This window comes from Alloalcanivorax venustensis ISO4 (assembly GCF_015356855.1).
Lineage (GTDB): Bacteria > Pseudomonadota > Gammaproteobacteria > Pseudomonadales > Alcanivoracaceae > Alloalcanivorax > Alloalcanivorax venustensis.
Window position 1 is genome coordinate 79498 of record NZ_ARXR01000010.1, and the last position, 25259, is coordinate 104756.

Here is a 25259-nt window from a genome sequence, read left to right on the forward strand (position 1 = left end):
TTAGCGGGCGCTGGCCAGCGCCGGCTGAAGCTCCGGGTAGACCTGCAGGGTGGCGTTGAGCACTTCCTGGAAGTTGCTCTTCTGGCCGTGCACCGTGGTCATCCAACGGGCCATGTCGTTGAGTGAGCGGAACGACAGATCCGACGTCTCGCGGATGTACTCCCAGCCGCCGGAGGCCTGGATGGCGGCGTCGCGGCCCACGTTCTGGCCCGCCTTGGAACCGGCCATGCCGCCGAAGAAGCTGCCGATCAGGCTGCCGCCGGGCACGCTCTCCAGGGCTTTGCGTCCGGCGTAGGCACCGGCCGCCGCGCCCACCGCGGAGCCCGCCGCCGAGCCCATCTTCGCGTTGATCGCCTTGTTCACCCACTCGGCGGTGACGCCGTCGCTGGTGTAGGGGCTGAGGTATTCACCGGAGTTGTCCTCAATCGCCAGCCCTTCGACCCGAGCCTGCGCTTCGGCCTGCAGTACCTCTTCCAGGGCTTGCTGCTGCTGCGGGGTAATCTCCGCGCGGGTCAGGGTCACCGTGCGATCGTCGCCGCCGTCCTGGCCGGCCAGCACCAGGCTGACCGGCGTATTCGGCTCGCCCTGGACCATCAGGCGCACTTCCAGCATCGATTTGCCGCCCACGCTTTGTGGTTCGCCGTCGCCTTCGGCCACCGCCAGAAGCTGGTCGCCGGTGTGCACCTCGCCGCTTTGGTCCGAAGGTGCGCCGGGCACCAGGGTACCGATCACGACGCGGCCCTGCGCGTCGCTCGCCAACACCGCGCCGATCTTGCCGGACTCCTGCGCCAGCGCCTGTTGTTGCGCCTGTATCTGTTGCCAGGCCTGCATCTGGGCCTGCTGTTGCGGCGTGGCGCAGCCCCCCAGGGTTGCCAGCGCCGCCGCCAGCAGGACATACCGCGTTGCGTGAGTTATGGAAAAAGTCATCGTCGTTCCCCTACTGCTTGATTGATGTTGTTAAGGCGCCATGCGCGCCATGGTCTGCAGCGCCAGTTCCCGGCCGGTTTCGGCCAGGGACACCGGCTGTACCCGTTTCTGATAGCCCCGATCCGTGGCCACCCACTGGTAGGGCGGGTCTTCGTCGTTGTCGCGCCGGCCGGTGCTGGTGAATACCGCCAGCACCGAGGCGTCGCGGGTGGACAGCACCCGCACCTGGTACACCGGCTGGTCCTCGAACGACGGACCGGCGGTGAGCTCCATGACGAAGTCGGCGTGCTCCGCCAGCGCGCGCATGCGCAGGCGGGCGTTGTCCGGCGACAGCCTTGAGAAGCTGCCGTCTTCCAGGGCGTTGTCGGTGAGCCGAGCGGCCAGGGCGCGGTCCACCACGCTGGCGCCGGCGCCGCGGAAGGCGGTGATCAGCCCGGACTGCAGCTCGTGGGCGGCGCCGTTGTCCGTGGGGCGCTCGCCGTCGCGGTATTCGTTCTGCGCGATCGCCTGGCCCTGGGCGTTGCCCTGGCTGTCGCCGTCCGGGCCGCTCGCTTCGAATTCGCCGCGCACGCCCACGGTGGCCCGTTGCCGGCTTTGCCAGTCGCTCACCCGGCTGGACAGCGCCTCGTTCCACAGCACCGCGATGCGCGCTTCGCCGTCGCCGCTGAAACGGTCGCGGAAGCGGGCGGTGATGGTGTCGGCGTCGTCCCGGCGGCCGCCCGGGGCCTGCTGTTCCCGGTAAGCCTCTTCGCTGAGCGGGGCCTTGGCCGGGGCCATCATCGGCGCCGGGGAGTGATCGGTCTGGGCGGCGGCGGTGCCGGCCAGCGCTAACGCCGTCCCCAGGGCCGCGAAGCGGATCAGCCGTTGTCGGTTCATCGTGCTTGCCTCACTTCCACGCGGTATTGCAGCCGGTCGGTGCTGACCGATTTTTCTTCGTACACGGCGCGGGCGTTGGCCGGCACCGAGATGCGCCGCCACACCGGGCGGGCGTCCAGGGGGCGGCCGCTTTGCGAGTAGAACGAGGTGCGCGCTTCCACCATGTAGTTGAAGTCGGTGTGGTTGCGCAGCTCCACCCACACCTGGGAGGTGCCGGTGTCGGTGCGCTCGATGCCGTGGCCGGTGGTGGACAGACGCATCACGTTGTCCGGCCCGGTGAGGCCGTCCTTGAAGCGCCGGTTGAGGTCGTAGTCGGTGAAGATCACGGTGTTGTAGCCGGTGTCTTCGGTACGCTGCTGAAACTCTTCCTTGCTCATGCTGCTCTGGCAGCCGGTGACGACCAGGCCGGCGGCCAGCAGCGCGCTGACGATCAGGGTTTTCATAGTGGCTTTCCTTCTTCTGTGGGGCGGCTGCTGGCGAAGGCGAGGCCGTTGCCCCGGTCATCGAAATGCACGGGCACGGTCTCGGTGCCGTCCGGCAGCGGTTGCGAGGTCGCGTCCAGGAAACGGACTTCCAGGGGCCCGGCGCCGGGCGCCAGACGCAGGGTGGTGACATGCAGGCCGTCCGGCAGGCGCTGCCAGTAGCGGGTGTCCGCCTCGGTGCGCGAACGCGCGGACAAACCCTGGGCGGCCACGCCGATGGCGGTCACGGTATGAAAGCCCGCCGCCAGACCGCCGCCGGCGGCCATGCTCAGGCCGGCCACGGCGCTGTTGCCGCTGGCCGCGGTGAGCACGTCGCCGGTGGCCTGGGTGTTCTTCTTGAACTGCACCTTGCCTTCGATAATGCGGTCCACGGTGCGCCCGCCCCGTGTGGAGGCCTGGAAGAACACGTCCTCAACCGGGAACAGGGCGACGCTGTCACCACCGTGCATAAGCTCCGCACCCTGGGCGCGGATCCGCTTGCCGCGCCGGTAGACCAGCTCGTAATGGCCGACGCCGTCGGCCAGCTTGCGCGGCGCGGTGCCGGTTTCGGCGATCACCAGGGTGTTGTGGTCGGCGGCGGGCACCGGGCCGTCCGGACGGAACTGCCGGTACTCTTCGAAGTGCTGCTCGGCCAGGGTGTTACTGCCGGCCAGCTTGGCGGACCAGCCCGCCAGATAGATCAGCGAGGCGAAATCCGTGGTGTTCTGCTCTTCCTCGGCGAAGGCGTCCTGCAGCAGCCCGCTGATAAAGCTGGCGCGGGCGTTGCCGTAATCGCCGTCGCGCAGGAACAGCAGGCCCCGGTAATAGAACACCATGGAGCGTTCATAGGGCTCGCCCTTGAAGTCCTTTTCGCCTTCCTCGTACCACAGGCTGCGCGCCCGGTGGGCCGCCTCGTTGTCGGCGTAGACGCTTTCGATATTGGCGATGGCCCGGTCCAGCGCCGCCTTGGACAGGTCGTAGTGCCCCCGGTGGAAGGCGGCGGCACCGATCTCCATCAGGTTGAGCACCTCGTTGCGGCGGCCTTCCTCGAACAGGTCCTGGTGGAGCGGCTGCAGGGCGGCGGGCTTGCTGGCCACCACTGCCTGCTGGTCCGGGTCCAGGGCGCGGGTTTCGTATTGGGTGGGCCCGGTGGCGCAACCGGCGAGCAGCAAGGCGGCGGCCAGCGGCGCCCCGGCCTTAGCGATAAAGCACATTGTCCTGGCTCGCCTTCTTCATCTCATAAGAGCCGCTCCAGACAATGGTGCCCAGCTCCAGGTCGATCATCTCGAACGTCACCTGGTGGTAGCGCGAGCGCGTCTGGCTGTTGCGGTCCATCGCGTCCAGGGAGGCGATGCGCCCGCCCAGCCGGTAATCGCCGCCGGCGGTGGCCTGCGTCCGGCGGATGGTGCCGCCGTCCACGGCGCCGTCGCGCTTGAGCTCGCGCTCTTTCTCCACCATGTCCGCGAAATGCCGGCCCACGAACACCATGCGGCCGTTGGCGGCGCGGTTCAGTTCCACGCGCAAACGGTCGGTGAGCAGGTTGGTATTGATGATCGAAGAGCTTTCGTTCCTGAAATATTCGTTGTCGATGATGATCCGCGGCGGCACGTCCCGCGCCGCCAGAATGCGGTTGGAGAGCATGTCCCGCATCATCTCGTCGGTCATCGCCACCACGTCCTGGGACTCGATGCCGACCCCCTGAACACGGCCCGAGGACGACGGGTCCTCGTACACCGAGGCCTGGCCGGCCACGTTATCCACCTGCGAGGACGGCGTGCATCCCCCCATCACCATCAAGGCCCCCAGGCCCGCCATCAGATGACGTTTCTTCATGTCCTGCTCCGTCTTGTCTTATGCGCCGGTGACAGACACCGACGTCCCCATGCGGGCAAGAGTAGCCAGGGCAGAGCAGGGCGCGCATACCCCATATGGGGTAAGCGGAGTGTGTTTTGGATCACAGCATTCCCGTGGGCCATCCCTAGACTTATGCAACGACGTGCCCAGGACCGCATAACAGCAAGGGCGCGCTGACATGGAATTTGGGGGATAACATGGATAAGACCTTTCTCGCCGGCGCGGCTGTCGTCGCGATCCTGGCCATCACCGGTTGTGGCGGATCAAGCAGCTCCAGCAGCAGCGGCGGCGGTACCGCCACACGCACCGCGCACTTCGTGGACAACGCCGTCACCGGCCTGCACTACACCTGCGGCTCTTCAAGCACCAAAACCACCGGCGAACAGGGCGTGCTGCGCTGCCCGGACGGCGCCACCGCACGCTTTCTGATCGGCGATATTGAATTGGGCGAGGCCGTGGTGAACGGCAATACGGTGTTCATCACCCCGGTGGACCTGGCCGGCGACGGCGCCGACGAAAACGACAACACCGTGATCAATATCAGCCGCTTCCTGATCAGCCTGGACGCCGACCAGGACCTGGCCAACGGCATCCAGATCGACCCGGCCTCGCACCTGGACCTGGGCCTGGCCATCGATTTCAGCCTGGATCCGTTGGCCTTTGAAACCGCCATCGCCTCCGCGCTGGACATGCTCACCGCCGATTTGCCCGGTGGGCCTTATCCGCTGGTGGCGGCGGCGGACGCCCAGGATCATGTGATCGTGGCCCTGCACCTGAGCAACGCCGGGCTGTATCGCGGTACCGTCCGCCACGCCGGGAACGCGCTTACCGGCATGACGTTCCTGGTGACCCGGCAAGGCGCCGCCTACGGCACCAACCTGGCCGATACGCCGCCACCGGCTTTGAAGAGTCGGCGGATTGGTTGAATACATCGGGTCAGGGTGAAGGTTTCAAAATCGATGGCACCACCGGCGCCACCCATTTCATTGAAACGTCGATGGCGGATGGCCGTGCTTCCGGAAGTCCGGATAGCGGCGACTATCCGAGCTTTGAAGCCACCCGCCGCCTGGCGTTCGACCCGCTCTACGATCAGGCGTTGGCCGAGGATTTCGCCGATCTTCTGCCCCTGGCCATCGGCATCGGCGAGAACGACGATGCCCCGTTTGTCATCCAAGACGCAGCCGACGATCTGGACGGCGCGCCGTTCGGATCCAGGGGTTCAGAGGGCGGTGTCGCCGGGGCGCCGGCTTCCTCGAAGGAGCAAAACGACCTGGAGTTCAGCGATTTAATAGCCGCGGAGATCGTGGAAACCGATGGCCGGACACTCCGCCTGATGGCCCTGTCCATGAGCGGCTACCTGGTCGATGCCACCATCGATCTGAGCGACGCCCAACCCACGGTGAAAGCCACCTGGGAGCACGTCCACGAAGGCCGTCGAGGCACAACGCAAAGGTTCGTGCCCCTCCCCTAGGAGAGGGACCAATAGTCAGGGCGTGCTTGCGAGCGCGCCCTGACGGACCGGTTGTCGAAATCCAGATTCGGCGTTCGACCAGAGGGTATCCACAGCAAAGGAGAGACCCCATGACCGGCCAAACCATCCGCCTGCACCGCGTCCTGCGCGGCACCCCGGACCGCCTCTACCGCGCCTTCACCGACCCGGACGCCATGGTCAAATGGCTGCCGCCCTTCGGCTTCACCGCCACCATGCACGAAAGCGACGTCCGCGAAGGCGGCGGCTACCGCATGTCCTTCACCAACTTCACCACCGGCAGCCGCCACACCTTCGGCGGCACATACGTGGAGCTCAAGCCCAACGAACGCATCCGCTACACCGACAAGTTCGACGACCCCAACCTCCCCGGCGAGATGCAGGTCACCGTCACCCTGAAAGCAGTGCTCGGCGGCACCGAGCTGCACATCGTCCAGGAGGGCGTGCCCGACGTGATCCCGGCGGAGATGTGCTATCAGGGCTGGCAGGAGTCGCTGATCCAGCTCGCGCAGCTGGTGGATCCGGAGATCCCGGACGAGGGGTAAAGATAGATGGAGGAAAAGTTGGCGGCTCACAAAAGAAACGGATTTATTGCTTTCTTGAGCGCTGGCTCATTTTCCGAGCGATAGGCAACTTAAATATTGCTTACATGCCAATAAAGAAGCTGTTATGTTTCTTTTAAGGTAAAAGCAATTGATAGGATGCCTCATGAGTACCATGCGTCAGCAGCTCAAAGCACGCAGAAAAGCACTCGGCCTCCGACAGGAGGATATGGGGACGCGTGTGGGTATGCCTCGCCAGCAGTACCAACTCTTGGAGGCCAAGGGCAACCCACGACTGGACACTCTGGAGCTGGTGGCCAAAGGGCTGAATAGCGAGCTGATGCTTATTCCCCGCGAAAAGCTTGCTGCGGTTAAGGCGGTGCTTGAGGGCAAAGCGTTGCCTGTGCGTGAAAGTGATGCGCCAGACTACAGCGAAGCTCCATCGCTGCCCGATGACCCTTGGGCCGGGCTTCTGGGGGACGGAGAATGAGCGCTCCGATCCCCCTGGAGGCCCGAGTGCTGCGGCTGTCCCTGCATGGCCGCCATGTCGGCTATTTGGCCGGATTCACGAATGGCCAGAACGTCCTGACCTTCGATCACGCATTTCGGGAAGATCCCCTGCGTCCCACGTTCAGTTTGACCACCCATCCGGAGTTTCCCACGGCGGACAAACTCCTTTCCAGGCCTTGGGTGGCCAAACAGCGAGTTCATCCCGTGCTTTCCAATCTGTTGCCGGAAGGTGCGTTGCGCGACTTTATCGCTCAGGGATTGAAAGTACACCGGGACAGCGAGTTCGACTTTCTGGCCTATCTGGGGCGCGACTTGCCCGGCGCTATCGTTGCCGAGCCGGCCGACCCCGATGACCTGCCGGAAACGCTGGCGGAAGCGTTGGGCCAGGCGAAGCCAGTCCGGATTGTTGGCGCCCGAAACGAGAAAAAATTCTCGCTGGCGGGTGTGCAAATGAAGTTCTCCATGAAAGAGGGAGACGGCCGTTACAATCTGGCCACTGGGGATGAGTTGGGCGACTGGATCATCAAAACGCCGTCCACCACACACCGCCACGTGCCCGAGAACGAATACACCGCTATGAAGCTCGCCGAGCTGGTGGGTGTGGAGATTCCCGATGTCCGCCTCGTCGACCTGGACAAGCTGGATAACCTGCCGGCCATAAATTTACCGGATGAAAAGCAGGCCTTTGCAATCCGTCGTTTTGATCGCGATCAAGGGCAGCGCGTGCACATGGAAGATTTCGCCCAGGTGCTGATGAAGTACCCCCACGAAAAATACGGCTCGGCGAACTATGAACAAATCGCCCGGGTCCTCTACCAGTTTTCCGGCGAGGCCTTAACCGACGTTCAGCAGTTTGCGAGGCGATTGCTGGTCAATGTTCTGCTCGCCAATGGCGACGCGCACCTGAAGAACTGGAGTTTGCTCTACACGGATCGAATGACCCCGGTTCTGTCACCCGCTTACGATATCGTCACCACCCGCGCTTATATCGAAGGGGAAAGCCAATTCGCACTGAATCTCGGCAAAACCAAGTCCTGGGGTGATATCACTATGAACCATTTCGAGCACTGGGCTGCAAAGGCCGATGTGCCGTGGCGTGCGATCCAGCCACAGTTGGAGGATGTGATGGATAAGGCGCGCGCTCTTTGGCCTGAGGCGCTCAACGAGCTGCCCATGGATGATGCCCACAAAGACATTCTCAAAGCGCACTGGTGTGGCCTTCAGGCGGACTTCCGAGTGTAATTGAGACCAGCATATGCGGCCGAAGGGTTTCCTATGAATATCTTGCCACCCCAGAAAATAATGTTGCTATCAAGCGTGTTGCTGAGCGCGCTGCTGATACCGCGAATCGTCGTGGCTGATCTCTTTTTGGGCGTATCTCCGGGTGATTCATGTAGGAACGTCCACGCAATGGAAATAGCCCGAGGCGCCAAGCCTGGACTGCCCCTCGAAGAGATGCTTCGCCAGGGCATGCTGGGCTTTGAGCGCTCAGGTGCCCGGAAACGTGAAACCAGCGTCTATCGATGCAACGAAGGCACCGTTGTATCAGTCAGGCCGTGGCCTTTGACACCGAAGAGGCGCAACGACATTACTTTCGGCGGCAGAGGCAAGCCATGGAGCAGCGGTTTGGAGACCCCGAGTTGGATACCTTCAACTTGACGCTGTGGGAGAAGCTGCTGCTTTGGTTTGAAGGTATGAACAAGACGGTAGAGCGTTTCCAAACCGTTTATTGGACCGTGGAGCAAGGCCACTCCGCCCAACTTTCCCTGAGTGAGCGGCCAAACCAGAGAAGGAAATACTTGGTCGCCATGGATCTGAATAGGGAAAGCACTGTCTCGTCCGGCCCCGGGCCAGAGATTGAACAGGCGCCCGATTAACCCCTCTTCGGTGGTGACAGCCGCTCGTTTTGCTTTCATTCGCGCCACAAGATGGTGTAATTTCGGACCTGCATCACAAAATAATAACCGCCGGCCCGGAGAGGCCAGGCGAAAGAATAATGATTCAGGGGAAAGGGATGTCTGTCCGTGAGCGCACCCGCCGGCCCGCTATGGGCTCTGAAACAACCACCCGCGAAGCCGTTGCCCGCCGGGGCTGACCCTAATGGCCACGGTGATTCCCAGCCTCAGCACTATTCGCGGCATGATGCCCGGCGAACGGCGCCTGGGCCAGCGCCTGGAAAGCCTGCTGGAGGACGACTACACCGTCTGGTACGACATCCCCCTGGGCCGTCAGCGCCGCTACCCCGACTACATCATCCTACACCCCGGCCGGGGCCTGCTGTTCCTAGAGGTCAAAGACTGGAAGCTGGACACCCTCAAGCGCCTCACCCCGCGTGACGCCGAGATATATACCCAGCAGGGCCTTAAAACCGTCAGCAATCCCCTGGAGCAGGCACGCCAGTGCGCCCTGGTGGCCATAAACCGCTTGCAGCGCGATCCACACCTGATGCAGCCCGACGGCCGCTTCAAGGGCAAGCTCTGTTTTCCGTGGGGCTATGGGGTGGTCTTCCCCAATATCACCCGTAAGCAATGGAACGAGGCCATTTCGGAAGCGGACCAGGAACTGGTTCTGCCCCCACACCGCCTGATCTGTAAAGACGAAATGACCGCCACCGCCGACCCAGAGGCGTTTCAGGCCCGGCTCTGGGGCATGTTCGAATACGCCTTCGGCGAAAAGCTCACGCTCCCGCAGATCGATCGCATCCGCTGGCAGCTCTTCCCGGAAATCCGAATCAACGCCCCGCAGCAAACCTTGTTCGTTGAAGAAGGCCAAGATGACGACCCGGTCGACGGGCAAACCTACCAAGAGAATGAGCTGGTCATCCCCGACATCGTCCGCGTTATGGACCTACAACAGGAGCAGCTCGCCAAAAGCATGGGCGACGGGCACCGCGTCATCCACGGCGTCGCCGGCTCCGGTAAAACCCTGATCCTCGGCTACCGTTGCCTGCACCTGGCCCAGGCCGTCACCAAACCCATCCTGGTGCTCTGTTTCAACATTACCCTGGCCGCCAGGCTGCGCAGCTTCATTGCGGAGAAAGGCATCGAAGAGAAAGTACAGGTGCACCACTTCCACGAATGGTGCGGCCTGCAACGTAAAACCTACAACGTGGAGCTGATACAAGGCGTCGCACCCTATTGGGAGAGGGAAGTAGAGACGGTCATCCAGGCCGTGGATAAAGACCAGATACCCCGCGCCCAATACAGCGCGGTGATGATCGACGAGGGGCACGACTTCGAACAGGAATGGCTCAAGCTAGTCGTCCAGATGATCGATCCGGACACTAACTCCTTGCTGCTACTTTACGACGACGCCCAGTCCATCTACAAAAAGCGCAGCCTGAAATTTCCGCTTTCCAGCGCGGGTATCGAGGCCCGTGGACGCACCACTATTCTTAGGCTCAACTATCGCAATACTCGCGAGATTCTCGGTTTTGCTTACGACTTCGCCAAGGACTTTCTGCAAGCGCAGGACGCGGATGATGATCACATTCCACTTATTGCCCCGGAAGTGGCCGGTACAAGTGGCCCTCTGCCGCAATTCAGGCGCTTTGATCATTTCAGCGAGGAAGCCGCCTATATTGCACGCTGCATTAGCCAATGGAGTAGTCAAGGTAAGCCACTTAACAGTATGGCTGTAGTGTACGGTCACAACTGGCAGGCTGGAGTAATACATAAAGCCATAAAAGCTAAAGGGATAGACTGTTCTTGGTTAAAGGGAAAGACTGACAAAACGACTTATGATGCCAGTTCGGAACGCGTGACTTTGCTTACTCGGCAAAGCAGTAAAGGGTTGGAGTTCGATACCGTGGTGTTGGCAGGGCTAGGTGGGTTGAAGCATGACGAGGAGCATCTGGAGCACCAGGTGCGCCTGCTCTATGTGGGAATGACACGGGCAAGACGGCAGCTGTTGCTTACGGGAAGCGGCGAGAATTGGTTTCTGGAACGGCTTTCCGAGCACGATCAAAGATGTCGATTAACGTCTTGCCTACCATGAAGAATTCGAATGATTTGCAACTGTTCCCTCTGGACCCGGTAGAAAATCACATGACTGGTAACGGACACACTGCGGACGTCAGGCGATAGCTCGGGCCGGGCGGCGCCGACTTCCGGTTGTTGCAGTAACAACCAGAGTTTGTCGTTTAGCGAGTTCATGTAGTCGTCGGATCGGGGCTTGCCCCATTGGCGTGATCCGTATTGGTGGATGGCGCGCAGATCCTCCCGGGCGGCGGGCGACAAAACCAGCGACAACGAAGCCATCAGGCTTTCAGGTCGTCGAACAGGTCATCCAGGCCGGCTTTGCTGTCCACGCGAATGCCGTCGCCCTGGTCCAACTGCACCATGCCTACCTGAAGCTGCTCACGCAGCTTGGCCAGCTTGAGCTCGTTGATCCATGCCTCATGGGTTTCCACGAACCGCAGGGATTCCCGGATAACTTCGCTGGCGTTGTTATACAGGCCGCTGTCCACCTTGGCCTTGATGCGGGCTTCGAGTTCGGGGGTCAGTGAGATATGCATGCTCACTCTCCTGAAAAGAGGGGATTATGGTAATGTTAGACGGTGCTCAGAGATTGTCAATCTATGGATATTGATCGCGATTTAGGCAGCTCCCACACAAAGAAAAACCCCGCCGGGAAATCCCGCCGGGGCTTCTTCATATCACCAACAATGAATAAAGCGAATTCTTAAACCCGCTCAATCACCGTGGCAATACCCTGGCCCAAGCCAATGCACATGGTGGCAAGACCGATCTGGCCGTCGTTGCCTTCCAGTACGTTGAGCAGGGTGCCGGTGATGCGTGCGCCGGAGCAGCCCAGGGGGTGGCCCAGGGCGATGGCGCCGCCGTTCAGGTTGACCTTCTCGTCCATCTTGTCGAGCAGCTTGAGGTCCTTCAGGACCGGCAGGGACTGCGCGGCGAAGGCTTCGTTGAGCTCGACGTAGTCGATGTCGTCGATGGTCAGGCCGGCCCGTTTCAGGGCTTTCTGGGTGGCGGGCACCGGGCCGTAGCCCATGATGGCCGCGTCACAGCCGGCCACGGCCATGCTGCGGATCTTGGCGCGGGGCTTGAGGCCCAGGGCCTGGGCGCGCTCGGCGCTCATCACCAGCATGGCGCTGGCACCGTCGGACAGGGCCGAGGAGGTGCCGGCGGTCACGGAGCCGCTGGCCGGGTCGAACACCGGGCGCAGTTTGGCCATGTCTTCCAGGCTGGCGTTGGCGCGGATGGTCTCGTCGATTTCGCAGAGTACCTTGCGGCCTTCGGCGTCGTGGCCTTCGATCGGCACGATCTCGTTCTTCCAGCGGCCTTGTTCGGTGGCTTCCCAGGCTTTCTTGTGGGAGCGCACGCCGAACTGGTCCTGCTGTTCACGGGTGATGCCGTGCATGCGGCCGAGCATTTCCGCGGTCAGGCCCATCATGTTGGAGGCCCGTGCGGTGTACTTGGAAAGCTCGGGGTTGAGGTCCACGCCGTGGTCCATGGCCACATGGCCCATGTGCTCCACGCCGCCGATCACGAACACATCGCCGTTGCCGGTTTCGATGGCCTGGGCGGCGCTGTGCAGAGCCTGCATGGAGGAGCCGCACAGGCGGTTCACGGTCTGCGCGGCGCTGGTGCGCGGCAGGCCGGCCAGCATGGAAATGTTGCGGGCGATGTTCATGCCCTGTTCCTTGGTCTGGTTCACACAGCCCCAGATCACATCTTCGGTTTCTTCGATGCTCCAGTTGGGGTTGCGCGCCATCAGCGCCTGGATCAGCAGCGCGGACAGTTTTTCCGCGCGCACGTTGCGGAACTGGCCGTTACGGCTTTTGCCCATGGGGGTGCGCACGGCATCGACGATGACGACGTCTTTCGGATTCAAGCTCATTTCAAAATCTCCTTTGCCCGTGCCTTACGCGAAGAAGGCTTCGCCTTTGGCGGCCTTGTCTTTAAGCAGCTGGGGGGCTTCGTAAAGCTTACCCAGGTGGGCGTATTTGTCGCACAGTTCCGCGAACGCCTTGGTGCCGATGCTGTCGATGTAGCGCAGCGGGCCACCGCGGAACGGCGGGAAGCCGATGCCGTAGATCATGGCCATGTCGGCTTCGGCGGCGGAGCCGACGATGTTGTCTTCCAGGCAGCGGATGGTTTCGGTGCACATCGGAATCATCATGCGGGCGATGATGTCGTCGGCGTCGAACTCCTTGGACTCGCCGGTGACCATCGGCTTGATCAGCTCGTAGGTCTTCTCGTCGACCACCTTCTTGGGCTTGCCCTTCTTGTCTTCTTCGTACTTGTAGAAGCCGATGCCGTTCTTCTGACCATAGCGTTCGTTTTCGAACATGATCTCGGACGGGTCCTTGAAGTCGTGCTGCATGCGGTCGGGGAAGCCTTCGGCCATCACTTCGGCGGCGTGCACGCCGGTGTCGATGCCGACCACGTCGAGCAGGTAGGCGGGGCCCATGGGCCAGCCGAACTTCTGCATCACCTTATCGACTTGCTGGAAGTCGGCGCCGTCGCGCACCAGCATGCCGAAGCCGGCGAAGTAGGGGAACAGAACGCGGTTCACCAGGAAGCCGGGGCAGTCGTTCACCACCACCGGGTTCTTGCCCATCTTCTGGGCGTACTTGACCAGGGTGGCGACGGTTTCGTCGGAGGTCTTCTCGCCGCGGATCACTTCCACCAGGGGCATCATGTGCACCGGGTTGAAGAAGTGCATGCCGCCGAAGTTCTCCGGCTTCTTCAGGGCTTCCGCCAGGCGGGTGATGGAAATGGTGGAGGTGTTGGACGCGAGCACCGCGTCATCACCCAGCACTTCCTCGGTTTCCGCCAGCACGGACTGCTTGATCTTCGGGTTCTCGACCACCGCTTCGACGACCACGTCGATGTTGGTGAAGTCACCGTAGCTCAGGGTGGGGCGGATCATGGACAGGGTCTTGCCCATTTTGGCGGCGTCCATCTTGCCTTTGCTGACGCGCTTGGCGAGCAGCTTGGAGGCTTCGTTCATGCCCAGGTCCAGGGCTTCCGCCTTGATGTCCTTCATCACGATGGGGGTGCCTTTCAGGGCGGACTGGAAGGCGATGCCGCCGCCCATGATGCCCGCGCCCAGTACCGCCGCGTTGTTGATCTCGCGGCTGGCCTTGGCGGTCTTGCCGTTCACTTTCTTAACCTGCTGGTCGGCCAGGAACAGACCCACCATGGCGGTGGCCTGCGGGGTCTTGGCGACCTTGGCGAAGCCCTTGGACTCCACGTCCAGCGCTTCGTTGCGCTTCATGCCGGCGGCTTTCTGCATGGATTTTACCGCTTCCATGGGCGCCGGGTAGTTCTTGCCGGCCTGCTGCTGGACCATGGCGGAACCGGTCTGGAACGCCATCATCTGCTCCATGGGAGGCATCGGCAGCGGCTCCAGCTTTTCCTGGCGCTTGGCGCGGAAGTCGATCTTGCCGGCCAGGCACTGCTTCACCAGGTCGATGGCGGCGTCACGCACGTCGTCGTGCTTGACCACGGCGTCCACCATGCCGTCCTTGAAGGCTTTTTCCGGCTTGTGCTGGCCGCCGGCGGAGATCCACTCAATGGCGTTGTCCACGCCCATCAGGCGCGGCGCGCGCACGGTGCCGCCGAAACCGGGGTAGATGCCCAGCTTCACTTCCGGGAAGCCCACCTGGGCCTGTTCGCTCATCACGCGGAATTCGCAGGCCAGGCACATTTCCAGGCCGCCGCCCAGGGCGAAGCCGTTGATGGCGGCCACTTTCGGCACGTCCAGGTCTTCGAAGGCGTTGAAGATGTCGTTCGCCTGGCGGGACCATTTGGCGATCTCCGCTTCGTCCTGGGCGAACATTTCGGTGAATTCGGTGATGTCCGCGCCAACGATGAACACGTTTTTCGCGGAGGTGACGACGATGCCCTTCACCTGGTCGTTGCCTTTGAGGGCCTCGGTGGCCTTGCTCAGGTCTTCCAGGGTGGCTCGGTCGAACTTGTTCACGGACTCGCCCTGAAGGTCGAACTTCAGTTCGGCGATCCCGTCGTCAAGCAGTTGTACGCTTACGGCGTTGCCTTGGTAAATCATATCGTTTGCTCTCCAGTCCCAAAGTATGCGGCCGGCCAGCCGCCTTGGTGAGCCTGTGGTTCCTCACTCGGGGGCGCCAAGTATATGAAAGCAAAGGGCATACATTCAGTCCCTTTTTGTGACTTGCCGGTCGTTGCAAGCCCGCTTCCCGCCTGTATTGGGTGCGGGGCGGGGTCTTTCAACCACCGGCGCTTTCAGCCATGAGGAGGATACAGCAAGCCGGGCCCGGAGTATCTTGACTCGGGAGGCGTCTATGCGGACCCTTGCCGCGTCTTTCCGCCAGGCTGAATTGATGAGCGCACGTCCTTTTCCCGAGATCCGCCGCCGTACCCTGGACACCGTGCCCGACTGGCCCGGCGTGCCGCCGCTGCTGGCCCGGGTGCTGGCCGCCCGCGGCGTCACCCGGGAAGAGCAGCTGCAGCTGAGTCTGGGCCGCCTGCCGCACCCGGACGGCTTCAACGGCCTGGGCGCGGCGGTGGACCTGCTGCAGCAGGCCCGCGAAGAGCACTGGCGCATCTGCGTGGTGGGCGACTACGACGCCGACGGCGCCACCGCCACCGCGCTGATGGTGCGCGGGCTGGCCGGCCTGGGCTTCCGGCGCCCGGACTACCTGGTGCCCAACCGCTTCGAGTACGGCTATGGCCTGTCGCCGGCGATCGTCGAGCTGGCCCGGGAGACCCTGGCCCCGGACCTGATCATCACCGTGGATAATGGCATCGCCAGCGTCGACGGCGTGGCCGCCGCCCGGGCCGCCGGCATGCGCGTGCTGATCACCGACCACCACCTGCCCGGCGACCAGCTTCCGGACGCGGACGCCCTGGTCAATCCGCGCCTGTGCGAGGACGGCTTCCCGGCGCGCAACCTGGCCGGCGTCGGCGTCGCCTTCTATTTACTGCTGGCGGTGCAGCGCCGCCTGGGCATCAAGAGCCCGGTGCTCGACCTGCTGGACCTGGTCGCCCTGGGCACCGTGGCCGACGTGGTGATCCTGGACGACGCCAACCGCATTCTGGTGGAGCAGGGCCTGCGGCGCATCCGCGCCGGCAAGGGCAGCCCCGGCCTGCGCGCCCTGTTGCGGGTGGCCGGCCGCGATCCCGCCAAGGTGGTGGCGGCGGACCTGGGCTTCGCCGCCGGGCCGCGCCTCAACGCCGCCGGCCGACTCACCGACATGAGCCACGGCATCGAATGCCTGCTGGCGGACAGCGAGGAACAGGCGCGCCGCTTCGCCGAGGAGCTGGACACCATCAACCGCGAGCGGCGCGGCATCGAGCAGGGCATGCGCGACGCCGCCATGCTGGAAGTGGCGCGGCTGCGCGAGCGCGAGCTGCCCGCCGCGCTCTGCCTGCACGGCCCGGACTGGCACGAAGGGGTGGTGGGCATCCTCGCCTCGCGGGTCAAGGAGTCGGTGCACCGGCCGGTGATCGCCTTCGCCCCGGCCCGCGAGAAGGGCATGCTCAAGGGCTCCGGCCGCTCGATACCCGGCCTGCACCTGCGCGACGTGCTGGACGCGGTGGCCACCGCCCACCCGGAAATGCTGCACAAGTTCGGCGGCCACGCCATGGCCGCCGGCATGACCCTGCGCGCCGACCATCTGCCGGCCTTCACCGAGGCGTTCCGGGACGCGGTGGCGGCGGTGGCCAGCGCCGACCTGTTCGACGAGGTGGTGGAAACCGACGGCGCCCTTGAGGAGATCGACCTCTGCCTGGACACCGCGGAAATCCTCAGCCACCGCTTCCCCTGGGGCCAGGGCTTCCCGCCGCCGCGCTTCGACGGTGAATTCGAGGTGCTCGACAGCCGCGTGGTCGGCGAGCGCCACCTCAAGCTCACCCTGGGCCTGCCCGGCTGCGGCGGGGTGGTGGACGGCATCCACTTCAACGCCGATCTGGACCAGCTCGGCGACCGCCTGCGCCGGGTGTACGGCATCTACCGCCTGGAAGTGAACGAATTCCGCGGCAACCGTAACCCGCAGCTGCTCTTCGAGCACCTCAGACCCGCGTAACGGGTGCCTTGTAGGGGGCACTTTGCTAGCATTGCCGTTCGCGCCGCCCCGGCGTGTTGTACCCGATTCGATTCTCGCGCGGCCCAAAAGGCCGGCGATGTCTGGCAGCCCCTAACGGAGGGAAGCATGAAAACAATTCACAAACACCGCCTGGAAGCCGGCACCGATGTGCAGGAACTGCGCCTGCCGGAAGAAGGTGATGTGCTGCGCGTTGACTTTATCCAGCAGGAACGCGCCATCTACATGTGGGTGGAAGTGGACGCCGACACCGTCATCGACACCCCCAAGGAAGTGCGCCGCTTCAAAGTATTCGCCACCGGCAGCGGCATCCCCAACAACGCCGTCTACATCGGCACCACCCTGGATAACCTCAAACCCGAGGCCTTCCACGTCTACGAACTGGTGGACTGACCCCCGGTGCCCGCCGGCCCCGGCCTCGTCAGGGGCCGGCTGAAACGGTAGAATACGCGGCTTTTCCCATTCTATTGAAAGCGCACTGAGAACCTTTATGGAAGTGAATCCGCTGAGAACCCACCTCACCGACCTGGCCGAGCGCGTCGATGCGCTGAGGGGGTATCTTTGACTACGACCAGAAGAGCGAACGACTGGTCGAAGTAGAGCGCGAACTGGCCCTGCCGGACGTCTGGAACGAGCCCCAACGGGCCCAGGCCCTGGGCAAGGAGCGCTCGCAACTGGAATTCATCGTCGCCACCCTGGACCAGGCCGGCCAGGGCATCGGTGACACCCGCGATCTGCTCGAGCTGGCGGTGGAAGAGGGTGACGAAGCCACCGTCGCGGAAGTGGAAGCGGACCTGCAGCGCCTGGAGCGGATGGTCGCCGACCTGGAATTCCGCCGCATGTTCTCCGGCGAGATGGACGCCTCCAACGCCTATCTGGACATCCAGGCCGGCTCCGGCGGCACCGAAGCCCAGGACTGGGCCGAGATGCTGCTGCGCATGTACCTGCGCTGGGGCGAGGCGCACGGCTTCAAGACCGAGCTGGTGGAAGCCTCCGACGGCGACGTGGCCGGCATCAAGTCCGCCACCGTGCGCTTTGAGGGCGAGTACGCCTACGGCTGGCTGCGCACCGAGATCGGCGTGCACCGCCTGGTGCGCAAGAGCCCGTTCGACTCCGGCGGCCGCCGCCACACCTCCTTCGCCTCGGTATTCCTGTCCCCGGAAGTGGACGAGGACATCGACGTGGACATCGATCCGTCCAAGATCCGTGTCGACACCTACCGCGCCTCCGGCGCCGGCGGTCAGCACGTGAACCGGACCGATTCCGCGGTGCGCCTGACCTATGTGCACACCGACCCGGACACCGGCGAGGAAACCACTCTGGTGACGCAGTGCCAGAACGGCCGCTCCCAGCACCAGAACAAGGACCAGGCCATGCGCATGCTGCAGGCCAAGGTCTACGACCTGGAGCTGCAAAAGCGCAACGCCGAAAAGCAGAAGCAGGAAGAGGGCAAGTCGGACATCGGCTGGGGCAGCCAGATCCGCTCCTACGTGCTCGACGACGGCCGCATCAAGGACCTGCGCACCAACGTGGAAAGCCACAACACCCAGCAGGTCCTCGACGGCGACCTGGACCGCTTTATCCAGGCCTCGCTGAAGGCAGGGCTTTAAAAGGTTAAACACATGGCTGACGAACAGAATACCCCCAACGACGCCGCCCACGAAGGCGCCGACGAAAACCGTCTGATCGCCGAGCGGCGCGCCAAGCTCAACGAGTGGCGCGAAAGCGGTGAGGCGTTTCCCAACCACTTCCGCCGCGACAGCCTGGCCGCCGACCTGCAAAAACAGTACGGCGAGCTGAGCAAGGAAGAGCTGGAAGAAAAGAACATCCAGGTGGCCGTGGCCGGGCGCCTGATGCTCGACCGCAAAGCCTTCAAGGTGCTGCAGGACATGTCCGGGCGCATCCAGATCTTCGCCCCCAAGCCGGTGCAGAAAGACACCAAGCACTGGGACCTGGGCGACGTGGTGGGCGTGCGCGGCACCCTGTGCAAATCCGGCATGGGCGACCTGTACGTGATGATGGACGAGTACCTGCTGCTCACCAAATCGCTGCGCCCGCTGCCGGAAAAACACAAAGGCCTCACCGACACCGAGTCCCGCTACCGTCAGCGCTACGTGGACCTGATCGTCAACGAAGAAAGCCGCCGCACCTTCCAGATCCGCTCACAAATGGTGGCCGGCATCCGCAACTACCTGGTGCGCCACGGTTTCGTGGAAGCGGAAACCCCGATGCTGCAGGTGATCCCTGGCGGCGCCACGGCGCGGCCGTTCATCACCCACCACAACAGCCTGGACCTGGACATGTACCTGCGCATCGCGCCGGAACTGTACCTGAAGCGGCTGGTGGTGGGCGGTTTCGAGCGGGTGTTCGAGATCAACCGCAACTTCCGCAACGAAGGCCTCAGCACCCGGCACAATCCGGAATTCACCATGCTGGAGTTCTACCAGGCCTACGCGGATCACAACGACCTGATGAACCTCACCGAGGACATGCTGCGCACCCTGGCGCAGGACGTGCTCGGCACCACCGAGATTCCCTACCAGGATGACGTCTACGACTTCGGCAAGCCGTTCGCGCGGCTGTCGGTGTTCGATTCCATCCTGCAGTACAACGACGACATCGACGCCGCCACCCTGGCGGACGAGCAGGGCGCCCGCGGCATCGCCGAACGGCTGGGTATCCCTGTGAAGGACGGCTGGGGCCTGGGCAAGGTGCAGATCGAGATCTTCGAGAAGACCGTCGAGCATCGCCTCAAGGACCCGACCTTCATTACCGATTACCCCACCGAAGTGTCGCCGTTGGCCCGCCGCAAGGACGACGACCCCTTCGTCACCGAGCGCTTCGAGTTCTTCGTCGGCGGCCGCGAGATCGCCAACGGCTTCTCCGAGCTCAACGACGCCGAGGATCAAGCGGAACGTTTTCGCGCCCAGGTGGCCGAAAAAGAAGCGGGGGACGACGAAGCCATGTTCTACGACGAAGACTACATCACCGCTCTGGAACACGGCCTGCCGCCCACCGCCGGCGAGGGCATCGGCATCGACCGTCTGGTAATGTTGTTCACGAATTCTCCCTCTATTCGTGATGTAATCCTGTTTCCTCACATGCGACCGCGCTAGCCGATACCAGCGCGCATTAACGAATAACAAAGTGAAGGCCGTTATGAGTTCAGCCATTCAGTATCAGGGTCGCAAGGCCCGTCGCGCCGGCAGTGAACAACGTCGCCAGGCCATTCTGGACGCGGCGCTTAACATTATCGTCACCGACGGCATCCGCGCGGTGCGCCACCGCGCCGTGGCCCGCGAGGCGGATGTGCCGCTGTCCGCCACCACCTATTACTTCAAGGACATCTCCGACCTGATCGCGGACGCCTTCACGCTGTTCGCGGAGCGTGCCCTGGAAGAGGTGATCCGCCCGTTCCGCGACCAGGCGTTCGGCTTGATCCAGCAGTTCCAGGCCCAGGCCAGCCACCAGGAGCCCGACCGCGCCCGTCTGATCGAGTCGCTGGCGTCGATGACCACCGCGTTCATCCTCGATGAGGTGACCAATCGCCGCGAGCATCTGATCGCCGAGCAGGCGTTCTTCCAGGAGGCGATTCTCGACCCGCGCCTGCGGGGGCTGGCGGACCTCTACCTCAAGGAAATGTCGTCGCTGCTGATCGACGCCTGCCGGGCGGTGGGGTCGGAAAGCCCGGAACTGGACGCGGAGCTGATCCACAGCTTCCTGCTCGCCACCGAGGTGCGCCTGCTCGCCCACCCGGAATGGGCCGACGAAAAGGCGCTCAACAAACGCATGCAGCACCTTTTGGAGAAGCTGGTCCCCCATGGCTGAACAGTCCTCGGTGGAGTTGGAGCCGGGCTGGAAGCAGGTGCTCGGTGACGAATTCACCAAGCCCTACATGCAGGATCTGAAAGCCTTCCTGCGCCAGGAAAAGCAGGCCGGCGAGACCGTCTACCCGCCCGGCCCGGACATCTTCCGCGCCTTTAACGAGACCCCCTTCGACCAGGTCAAGGTGGTGATTCTCGGCCAGGACCCGTACCACGGCCCCAACCAGGCCCACGGGCTGTGCTTCTCGGTGCAGCCGGGCGTGCGCACGCCGCCGTCGCTGATCAATATCTTCAAGGAAATCGAACGGGACCTGGGCATCCCGGCCCCGGACCACGGCAACCTGGACGCCTGGGCGCGCCAGGGTGTGCTGCTGCTCAACGCGGTGCTCACCGTGCGCGCCGGCCAGGCCGCCTCGCACCAGCGCCAGGGTTGGGAAGAATTCACCGACCAGGCCATCGAGCACATCAACCGCGAGCGCGAAGGCGTGGTGTTTTTTCTGTGGGGCAGCTACGCCCAGAAAAAAGGCAAGCTGATCGACCGCCAGCGCCACTGCGTGCTCACCGCGCCGCACCCGTCGCCGCTCTCCGCGCATCGCGGTTTCCTGGGCTGCGGGCACTTTTCCCGCGCCAACCAGTACCTTCTGCAACAAGGCAAGGACCCCATCGACTGGTCCCTGTGAACCTTCGCATCACCGACCCATTAAGGACCCTTTCGGCATGACCGACAATGTACAGTTCCAAGAAAGTGTACAGTTCGAAGAACGCCCCACCGGCAGCGGCCACCTGATCGGCCGCGCCACGCTCAACGCGCCGCGCTCGCTCAACGCCCTCAGCCTGGAAATGATCGAAGCCCTCGACCGGCAAATCACCGACTGGCAGGCCCGCGAAGAGGTCGTGGCGATCTGGCTGGAAGGCAACGGCGGCAAGGCGCTCAGCGCCGGCGGCGACGTGGTCGCCCTGCACGGCGCCATGGTCAAGCACGCCGGGCAAAGCCGGAACCCGTTCACCGAGCACTACTTCGCCAGTGAATACCGCCTCGACCATCGCCTGCACACCTCCGAGACCCCGGTGATCTGCTGGGCGGACGGCGTAGTGATGGGCGGCGGCATGGGCCTGATGCAGGCCAGCCAGTTCCGCCTGGTGACCCCGAAAAGCCGGCTCGCCATGCCGGAAATCACCATCGGCCTGTTCCCGGACGTGGGCGCCAGCTGGTTCCTCAACCGCCTGCCCGGCAAAACCGGTCTGTTCCTGGGCCTCACCGGCGTCCACCTCAACGCCCGCGACGCCCTCGACCTGGGGCTCGCCGACCGCTTCGTCGACGCCGACCGCGAGCAGGTGCTCGACGCCCTGGCCGAAACCCACTACCAGGACGACCGCGACGCCAACCGCCGGCAACTGCACCGCACCCTGCAGGATCTCGCCACCCGCCCGGACAGCCTCACCCCGGCGGTGATGGATCATCTCGACACCATCAACACCCTCTGCGACGCCGCCACCGTCAACGAAGTGGTGCACCGCATCCTCGAGCACAAACAATGCGACGGCTGGCTCGACAAAGCCCGCGCCACCCTCGCCGACGGCTGCCCGCAAACCGCCCACCTGGTCTGGGAACAACTGCGGCGCAGCCGCCACCTGTCCCTGGCCGAAGTGTTCCGCATGGAATGGTGCCTGGCGGTGCAATGCACCCTGCACGCCGACTTCCGCGAAGGCGTCCGCGCCCTGCTCATCGACAAGGACGGCAAACCCCGCTTCCGCCACCGCGACGTCGACCAGATCGACCCCAGCTACATCGACAGCTTCTTCCAGAACCCGGCGCCGCAGCACCCCCTAGCCGACCTCTGAGCCTGGGGGTGGTGGGCTTGTGCTTGTGCGAGCGGGCCTCGCCCGCGAAAGGCCGGCAAGCCGGCCGGCAGGATCCCAGAGGTCTTGATGGAGGGTTTGGGATAGCGCCCTGGCATCCCGCCGGCAAGCACAGCTTGCCTTTCGCGGGCAGGGCCCGCTCCCACAAGCCACCAGCCAGCACAAGCGCCGGGGTTGGGTACCGCCATCCAGAACCGTATGAGCGCAGGGATGCGCGAATCGAGCCTACAGGGACGTATTTACGGCGTGTTCTGGATGGCGGTACCCAACCCCGGCGCGTCTTCCTGGAGGGTGAGGCCTCACTGGAGGATCACACCGACCTACCGACCCGCCGCCCGACGCTCCTCCTCAATCACCCGAACCAGCTCCTCAACCGGCAACGCCCGACCCCGATGCGCCCCGGTCCCGGCCCACAGGCTCTTCCACTCCACGCCGGCGGCCTTGCGCAGCGGCGAAGTGAGCCGGTGCTGGTCCGGGTAGGGCGCCACCTCGGTGGGCGCCCGCCCGTCCATCCAGGCGTTGGCGATGCCCCGCGCCCAGCGCCCGGACACCGCCCGCGTCACCGCGGTGGCATCCGGCCCGGCGTCGGCCAGCGCCTGGCGCCAGCCGTCGGCGGTACCGGCCTCCGGGCAGCGCAAAAACGCCGTGCCCAGCTGGCCGGTGGCCGCGCCCGCGGCCATCACCCGCGCCACATCGGCGCCGTCCATCAGCCCGCCGGCGGCGATCAGCGGCGTCCCGATATCCCGACAGGCGCTCAGCAGCTCGGCCAGCGGCAGGCCCTCGCCCTGCGGGTCCACCCCGCCACGGTGGCCGCCGGCTTCCTCGCCCTGCAGCACGATGCCGTCGACGCCGTCGCCGGCCAGCGCCAGCGCCTCGTCACGGTGGGTGGCGGTGCCCACCAGGGTGATGCCGCGCGCCCGGCAGGCGGCCATCATCGACCGGGGCAGGCGCCCGAAGGTCCAGGAAAACACCGCCGGGCGCGCCTCCAGCATGGCCTCGAACTGCTCGCGGAAGTCGGGCAGCGGTGAAAAGTGATCCGGCGCCGGCACCCCGGCCTGCCGATAGCAGGGCGCCAGTGCCTTCAGGGCCGCGCGCCACTCCGCATCGGTGGCGTCCCGTTCGGCGGGAACGAACAGGTTTATCGCGAAGGCGTCGCCGCCCGCCGCCCGCACGCCGTCGGCGGCCGCCATGATGGCATCGCCGCTCAAATAGCCGGCGCCCACCGAGCCGAGCGCGCCGGCGCGGCCGGCGCCCTCAGCGGTGGACAGGCCGCCGGCCATCGGTGCCTGGATCAAAGAGTAGTCTTGGAACGCCATGGCGCCTCCGGGCTGTTGTGGCTAAAGGGGGACTGATTCACTCAGGCCTTGGGTTGGGGTAGCGGGTAGGGCAGCTCCAGCGGCTCGGCGTGCAGCGGCTGGTCACCGTGGTACAGCTCGCCCTCGTGGGTCACGCGCAGCGCCGCCAGCGCGACCGGAGACGGCACGCCCGGGGCGCTGTCGACCACTTCGCCCACCGCCTTGCCGTCGGCGTTGCGCAGGCTCTCCCCGGCGCGCAGCGGCGGCCCCTGGTACTGAAAGGCGCGCATGCGCTGCTTGAGCTTGCCCTTGAAGTGCATCCGCGCCACCACTTCCTGGCCGGTGTAACAGCCCTTTTTGAAGCTCACGCCGCCGAGCACATCGTAATTCAATACCTGGGGCAGGAACAGGTCCTCGCCGCCGGAGAACACCTGGGCTTCGCCCGCCAGGATGTCCTGGAAGCGGGCGCCGTTGCCGTCCACCAGGGCGCGCTCGGCGCTCAGCGCCTGCCAGTGGGCGCCCAGCAAGCCCGGCGCCGCCACCAGCAGCGTCACGTCCGCGTGGGCGTAGCGCAGCACGGTGATGCCGTCGCGGTGGGCGCTCTGCCCGGCGCCGGGCACCGGCAGGCCGGCCTCGGCGAGGGTGCCGTCGACGCCGCCGCTGAGCTGCGCCACCGCCAGTTCCGGGTCAGGCTGGAAATCGGCCTTGGCGCGCAGTTTGTATTTCTCGAAGCAGCGCAGGGTGTCGTCCACCCGGGCCTGGGGCACCACCAGCAGGTAGCCGCCGGGCATCGCCGCCACCCGGGCGCTGACCAGCCCCCGGCCCTTCAGGGAAAGGTGCATGGCCAGCCGCTGGGCGCCTTCGTCGATGTGCTTGAGGTCGGCGGTGATCTGCCCTTGCAGATAGTCGCCGGCTTCGTCGCCGGTCACGCGGATAACCGCCAGGTGGTCGCAAAGCGCCAGCGCCGGTTGCCGCACGCCGCCCGCGCTGGGTTGCTGATCGCCGAGAATGGCTTGCCAGGTGCTCATAATGCCCCTTTCCTTAGAATATTGAGCTTGGAAATAGCGAATGCCACGCCAGAGTTTGGGGCGCATGGCTGTAAACCAAGGCCCATGATGATAGATAATCCACCCCTGATCTGTCAGTCCATCAGCCAAAGAGGCGCCATCAATGACACCCCCGGAATCCCTCGATATCGCCGAACAGAAGCGACGTTTTCACTGGCAATGCCGGCGCGGCGCCTCCGAGGTGGAGGTGGTGCTCAACGCCTATCTGGAGCGGTTTTTCGAGGTCGACGACGAACAGCGCCGCGCCCGCTTCGCCCGCCTGCTGGAGTGCGAGGACGTGGACCTGCTGGAGTGGTTCACCCGTCGCTCCGAGCCCGAGGACCCGGAATTGCGCGCCTTCGTCGCCGAGTTGCTCGACCGTGTGGCCCAGAAGGGTTGAGCTGGCCGGCTCCCGCTACCCGCGGCGGTTGCGGTGCGCCGCGCTCGGCCTGGGCGCGGCGGCGATCCTGCTCAGTGGCCTGCCGCTGAGCCTGGCGGCGCTCGCCGGGCTGGCCGCGCTGGTGGCG

General features: G+C 64.4%; 26 protein-coding genes. 15 read left to right on the top strand and 11 right to left on the bottom strand.

The features are described 5' to 3' along the window. The 5 genes from ISO4_RS08195 to ISO4_RS08215 are packed head-to-tail and all read right to left on the bottom strand — an operon-like array spanning position 1 to position 4097. Entirely contained in the window at positions 1-927 is a 927-nt protein-coding gene (locus tag ISO4_RS08195; RefSeq protein WP_142949478.1) for a PDZ domain-containing protein, read from the bottom strand. A gap of 30 nt (positions 928-957) precedes the next feature. Beyond that, positions 958-1803, bottom strand: a complete 846-nt coding sequence (locus ISO4_RS08200; RefSeq protein WP_194855852.1) for a hypothetical protein — start codon at positions 1801-1803, stop codon at positions 958-960. Next, entirely contained in the window at positions 1800-2246 is a 447-nt protein-coding gene (locus tag ISO4_RS08205; RefSeq protein WP_194855853.1) for a putative periplasmic lipoprotein, read from the bottom strand. The genes ISO4_RS08200 and ISO4_RS08205 overlap by 4 nt, the downstream gene beginning before the upstream one ends. Continuing rightward, positions 2243-3478 carry a hypothetical protein gene (locus ISO4_RS08210; RefSeq protein WP_228548008.1) on the bottom strand — a complete coding sequence of 412 codons (1236 nt, stop codon included), beginning with the start codon at positions 3476-3478 and terminating at the stop codon, positions 2243-2245. The genes ISO4_RS08205 and ISO4_RS08210 overlap by 4 nt, the downstream gene beginning before the upstream one ends. After that, complete coding sequence (locus tag ISO4_RS08215; protein ID WP_194855854.1) at positions 3462-4097, bottom strand: penicillin-binding protein activator LpoB; 636 nt, start codon at positions 4095-4097, stop codon at positions 3462-3464. Before ISO4_RS08215 ends, ISO4_RS08210 begins: the two co-directional genes overlap by 17 nt. A gap of 218 nt (positions 4098-4315) precedes the next feature. On the opposite strand from ISO4_RS08215, the gene ISO4_RS08220 reads away from it, so the two are divergent. From ISO4_RS08220 to ISO4_RS08250, 7 genes are all read left to right on the top strand, one after another. Next, positions 4316-5044 (top strand): hypothetical protein, encoded by a 729-nt coding sequence (locus ISO4_RS08220; protein ID WP_194855855.1) that lies wholly within the window; start codon positions 4316-4318, stop codon positions 5042-5044. Next, positions 5041-5589 carry a hypothetical protein gene (locus tag ISO4_RS08225; RefSeq protein ID WP_194855856.1) on the top strand — a complete coding sequence of 183 codons (549 nt, stop codon included), beginning with the start codon at positions 5041-5043 and terminating at the stop codon, positions 5587-5589. Before ISO4_RS08220 ends, ISO4_RS08225 begins: the two co-directional genes overlap by 4 nt. Positions 5590-5699: 110 nt before the next feature. After that, positions 5700-6152 (top strand): SRPBCC family protein, encoded by a 453-nt coding sequence (locus tag ISO4_RS08230; protein WP_067606906.1) that lies wholly within the window; start codon positions 5700-5702, stop codon positions 6150-6152. A 163-nt stretch (positions 6153-6315) separates the two neighbouring features. Next, positions 6316-6639 (top strand): helix-turn-helix transcriptional regulator, encoded by a 324-nt coding sequence (locus tag ISO4_RS08235; protein ID WP_194855857.1) that lies wholly within the window; start codon positions 6316-6318, stop codon positions 6637-6639. Beyond that, positions 6636-7901 carry a type II toxin-antitoxin system HipA family toxin gene (locus ISO4_RS08240; protein WP_194855858.1) on the top strand — a complete coding sequence of 422 codons (1266 nt, stop codon included), beginning with the start codon at positions 6636-6638 and terminating at the stop codon, positions 7899-7901. The genes ISO4_RS08235 and ISO4_RS08240 overlap by 4 nt, the downstream gene beginning before the upstream one ends. 371 nt (positions 7902-8272) lie before the next feature. Further along, positions 8273-8536, top strand: coding sequence for a hypothetical protein (locus tag ISO4_RS08245; RefSeq protein WP_194855859.1), 264 nt, complete (start codon positions 8273-8275; stop codon positions 8534-8536). 223 nt (positions 8537-8759) lie between these two features. Next, positions 8760-10655, top strand: a complete 1896-nt coding sequence (locus ISO4_RS08250) for a DEAD/DEAH box helicase (protein ID WP_194855860.1) — start codon at positions 8760-8762, stop codon at positions 10653-10655. Here ISO4_RS08250 and ISO4_RS08255 read toward each other — a convergent pair. The 4 genes from ISO4_RS08255 to fadB form a co-directional block, all read right to left on the bottom strand. Further along, the gene (locus ISO4_RS08255; protein ID WP_194855861.1) at positions 10622-10918 is read right to left on the bottom strand and encodes a type II toxin-antitoxin system RelE/ParE family toxin; all 297 of its coding nucleotides are present in this window, start codon (positions 10916-10918) and stop codon (positions 10622-10624) included. The two genes, ISO4_RS08250 and ISO4_RS08255, sit on opposite strands and share 34 nt — an antisense overlap. Continuing rightward, positions 10918-11175 (bottom strand): type II toxin-antitoxin system ParD family antitoxin, encoded by a 258-nt coding sequence (locus tag ISO4_RS08260; RefSeq protein WP_194855862.1) that lies wholly within the window; start codon positions 11173-11175, stop codon positions 10918-10920. The genes ISO4_RS08255 and ISO4_RS08260 overlap by 1 nt, the downstream gene beginning before the upstream one ends. A gap of 167 nt (positions 11176-11342) precedes the next feature. Next, a complete protein-coding gene (gene fadA, locus ISO4_RS08265; protein WP_194855863.1) occupies positions 11343-12518 on the bottom strand; it encodes an acetyl-CoA C-acyltransferase FadA in 1176 nt (391 codons plus the stop codon). Between the two features lie 24 nt (positions 12519-12542). Continuing rightward, positions 12543-14693 (bottom strand): fatty acid oxidation complex subunit alpha FadB, encoded by a 2151-nt coding sequence (fadB, locus tag ISO4_RS08270; protein WP_194855864.1) that lies wholly within the window; start codon positions 14691-14693, stop codon positions 12543-12545. A gap of 292 nt (positions 14694-14985) precedes the next feature. On the opposite strand from fadB, the gene recJ reads away from it, so the two are divergent. From recJ to ISO4_RS08305, 7 genes are all read left to right on the top strand, one after another. Next, on the top strand, positions 14986-16689 hold the full coding sequence (gene recJ / locus ISO4_RS08275; protein WP_194855865.1) for a single-stranded-DNA-specific exonuclease RecJ: 1704 nt from the start codon (positions 14986-14988) through the stop codon (positions 16687-16689). A 126-nt stretch (positions 16690-16815) separates the two neighbouring features. Next, positions 16816-17100, top strand: a complete 285-nt coding sequence (locus ISO4_RS08280; RefSeq protein ID WP_142949466.1) for a DUF7352 domain-containing protein — start codon at positions 16816-16818, stop codon at positions 17098-17100. A gap of 97 nt (positions 17101-17197) precedes the next feature. After that, positions 17198-18317, top strand: a protein-coding gene (gene prfB, locus ISO4_RS08285; RefSeq protein WP_194855866.1) for a peptide chain release factor 2 whose coding sequence is annotated in 2 segments (ribosomal slippage) — positions 17198-17269 and positions 17271-18317 — 1119 coding nt in all. Because the reading frame shifts where the segments join, the coding sequence is not laid out codon by codon here. Positions 18318-18329: 12 nt separating this feature from the next. Further along, the gene (gene lysS, locus ISO4_RS08290; RefSeq protein ID WP_194855867.1) at positions 18330-19823 is read left to right on the top strand and encodes a lysine--tRNA ligase; all 1494 of its coding nucleotides are present in this window, start codon (positions 18330-18332) and stop codon (positions 19821-19823) included. Positions 19824-19866: 43 nt separating this feature from the next. Continuing rightward, entirely contained in the window at positions 19867-20535 is a 669-nt protein-coding gene (locus ISO4_RS08295) for a TetR/AcrR family transcriptional regulator (RefSeq protein WP_194855868.1), read from the top strand. After that, entirely contained in the window at positions 20528-21211 is a 684-nt protein-coding gene (ung, locus tag ISO4_RS08300; RefSeq protein WP_194855869.1) for a uracil-DNA glycosylase, read from the top strand. The genes ISO4_RS08295 and ung overlap by 8 nt, the downstream gene beginning before the upstream one ends. Positions 21212-21248: 37 nt before the next feature. Continuing rightward, positions 21249-22373, top strand: a complete 1125-nt coding sequence (locus ISO4_RS08305; RefSeq protein ID WP_194855870.1) for an enoyl-CoA hydratase/isomerase family protein — start codon at positions 21249-21251, stop codon at positions 22371-22373. Positions 22374-22711: 338 nt separating this feature from the next. Here ISO4_RS08305 and ISO4_RS08310 read toward each other — a convergent pair whose 3' ends face one another. Both ISO4_RS08310 and ygfZ read right to left on the bottom strand, forming a co-directional pair. Beyond that, on the bottom strand, positions 22712-23707 hold the full coding sequence (locus ISO4_RS08310; protein ID WP_194855871.1) for an NAD(P)H-dependent flavin oxidoreductase: 996 nt from the start codon (positions 23705-23707) through the stop codon (positions 22712-22714). Positions 23708-23748: 41 nt separating this feature from the next. Then, a complete protein-coding gene (gene ygfZ, locus ISO4_RS08315) occupies positions 23749-24714 on the bottom strand; it encodes a CAF17-like 4Fe-4S cluster assembly/insertion protein YgfZ (RefSeq protein WP_194855872.1) in 966 nt (321 codons plus the stop codon). Positions 24715-24856: 142 nt separating this feature from the next. Here ygfZ and ISO4_RS08320 point away from each other — a divergent pair, with 142 nt between their 5' ends. Beyond that, positions 24857-25132 (top strand): FAD assembly factor SdhE, encoded by a 276-nt coding sequence (locus ISO4_RS08320; protein WP_194855873.1) that lies wholly within the window; start codon positions 24857-24859, stop codon positions 25130-25132. Positions 25133-25259 lie beyond the last annotated feature (127 nt).

Bases quoted from the DNA above. Each gene is read 5' to 3' on its own strand.
- ISO4_RS08195 (WP_142949478.1), bottom strand. From the start codon at position 927: ATGACTTTTTCCATAACTCACGCAACGCGGTATGTCCTGCTGGCGGCG.
- ISO4_RS08200 (WP_194855852.1), bottom strand. From the start codon at position 1,803: ATGAACCGACAACGGCTGATCCGCTTCGCGGCCCTGGGGACGGCGTTA.
- ISO4_RS08205 (WP_194855853.1), bottom strand. From the start codon at position 2,246: ATGAAAACCCTGATCGTCAGCGCGCTGCTGGCCGCCGGCCTGGTCGTC.
- ISO4_RS08210 (WP_228548008.1), bottom strand. From the start codon at position 3,478: ATGTGCTTTATCGCTAAGGCCGGGGCGCCGCTGGCCGCCGCCTTGCTG.
- ISO4_RS08215 (WP_194855854.1), bottom strand. From the start codon at position 4,097: ATGAAGAAACGTCATCTGATGGCGGGCCTGGGGGCCTTGATGGTGATG.
- ISO4_RS08220 (WP_194855855.1), top strand. From the start codon at position 4,316: ATGGATAAGACCTTTCTCGCCGGCGCGGCTGTCGTCGCGATCCTGGCC.
- ISO4_RS08230 (WP_067606906.1), top strand. From the start codon at position 5,700: ATGACCGGCCAAACCATCCGCCTGCACCGCGTCCTGCGCGGCACCCCG.
- ISO4_RS08235 (WP_194855857.1), top strand. From the start codon at position 6,316: ATGAGTACCATGCGTCAGCAGCTCAAAGCACGCAGAAAAGCACTCGGC.
- ISO4_RS08240 (WP_194855858.1), top strand. From the start codon at position 6,636: ATGAGCGCTCCGATCCCCCTGGAGGCCCGAGTGCTGCGGCTGTCCCTG.
- ISO4_RS08245 (WP_194855859.1), top strand. From the start codon at position 8,273: ATGGAGCAGCGGTTTGGAGACCCCGAGTTGGATACCTTCAACTTGACG.
- ISO4_RS08250 (WP_194855860.1), top strand. From the start codon at position 8,760: ATGGCCACGGTGATTCCCAGCCTCAGCACTATTCGCGGCATGATGCCC.
- ISO4_RS08255 (WP_194855861.1), bottom strand. From the start codon at position 10,918: ATGGCTTCGTTGTCGCTGGTTTTGTCGCCCGCCGCCCGGGAGGATCTG.
- ISO4_RS08260 (WP_194855862.1), bottom strand. From the start codon at position 11,175: ATGCATATCTCACTGACCCCCGAACTCGAAGCCCGCATCAAGGCCAAG.
- fadA (WP_194855863.1), bottom strand. From the start codon at position 12,518: ATGAGCTTGAATCCGAAAGACGTCGTCATCGTCGATGCCGTGCGCACC.
- fadB (WP_194855864.1), bottom strand. From the start codon at position 14,693: ATGATTTACCAAGGCAACGCCGTAAGCGTACAACTGCTTGACGACGGG.
- recJ (WP_194855865.1), top strand. From the start codon at position 14,986: ATGAGCGCACGTCCTTTTCCCGAGATCCGCCGCCGTACCCTGGACACC.
- ISO4_RS08280 (WP_142949466.1), top strand. From the start codon at position 16,816: ATGAAAACAATTCACAAACACCGCCTGGAAGCCGGCACCGATGTGCAG.
- lysS (WP_194855867.1), top strand. From the start codon at position 18,330: ATGGCTGACGAACAGAATACCCCCAACGACGCCGCCCACGAAGGCGCC.
- ISO4_RS08295 (WP_194855868.1), top strand. From the start codon at position 19,867: ATGAGTTCAGCCATTCAGTATCAGGGTCGCAAGGCCCGTCGCGCCGGC.
- ung (WP_194855869.1), top strand. From the start codon at position 20,528: ATGGCTGAACAGTCCTCGGTGGAGTTGGAGCCGGGCTGGAAGCAGGTG.
- ISO4_RS08305 (WP_194855870.1), top strand. From the start codon at position 21,249: ATGACCGACAATGTACAGTTCCAAGAAAGTGTACAGTTCGAAGAACGC.
- ISO4_RS08310 (WP_194855871.1), bottom strand. From the start codon at position 23,707: ATGGCGTTCCAAGACTACTCTTTGATCCAGGCACCGATGGCCGGCGGC.
- ygfZ (WP_194855872.1), bottom strand. From the start codon at position 24,714: ATGAGCACCTGGCAAGCCATTCTCGGCGATCAGCAACCCAGCGCGGGC.
- ISO4_RS08320 (WP_194855873.1), top strand. From the start codon at position 24,857: ATGACACCCCCGGAATCCCTCGATATCGCCGAACAGAAGCGACGTTTT.